Annotated in this window: 1 protein-coding gene; it reads right to left on the reverse strand. The window is 68.5% G+C overall.

All coding sequences use genetic code 11. The annotated features are described in order from the left end of the window. A partial coding sequence (locus AC5P1C_RS43880) for an alpha-amylase family protein (RefSeq protein WP_493871599.1) occupies positions 1-711 on the reverse strand: 711 nt, incomplete at both ends.

Genomic DNA, 711 nt, shown 5'->3' on the forward strand with positions numbered 1-711 from the left:
GTAAGCGGTGAGTTCGTCCTTCGTGTTTCGCCAGGTGAAGTATGTGTAGGACTGCTGGAAGCCGATCGCCGCGAGGGTGCGCATCATGGCCGGGCGGGTGAAGGCCTCCGCCAGGAAGATGACGTCGGGGTCGGTGCGGTTGATGTCGCCGAGGACTTCTTCCCAGAAGGTGACGGGTTTGGTGTGCGGGTTGTCGACGCGGAAGATACGTACGCCGTGGTCCATCCAGAACCGCAGCAGACGTAGGGTCTCGGCGATCAGGCCGGGCAGGTCGCGGTCGAAGGCCAGGGGGTAGATGTCCTGGTACTTCTTGGGCGGGTTCTCGGCGTAGGCGATGGAGCCGTCGGCGCGGTGGGCGAACCACTCGGGGTGCTTGTCCACCCAGGGGTGGTCGGGGGAGCACTGCAGGGCGAAGTCCAGGGCGACTTCGAGGTCCAGTCCGGCGGCGCGGCGCACGAAGGCGTCGAAGTCCTCCAGGGTGCCCAGGTCGGGGTGGACCGCGTCGTGGCCGCCCTCGGGGGAACCGATCGCCCAGGGCACGCCGACGTCGTGCGGGGTGGGGGACAGCGAGTTGTTCGCGCCCTTGCGGAAGGTGGTTCCGATCGGGTGGATCGGCGGCAGATAGACGACGTCGAACCCCATCGCCGCGATGGCGGGCAGCCGCTCGGCGGCGGTGCGCAAGGTGCCTGACTTGGGCGGCGCGCCCTCGCG

The organism is Streptomyces sp. A18 (genome assembly GCF_059026065.1).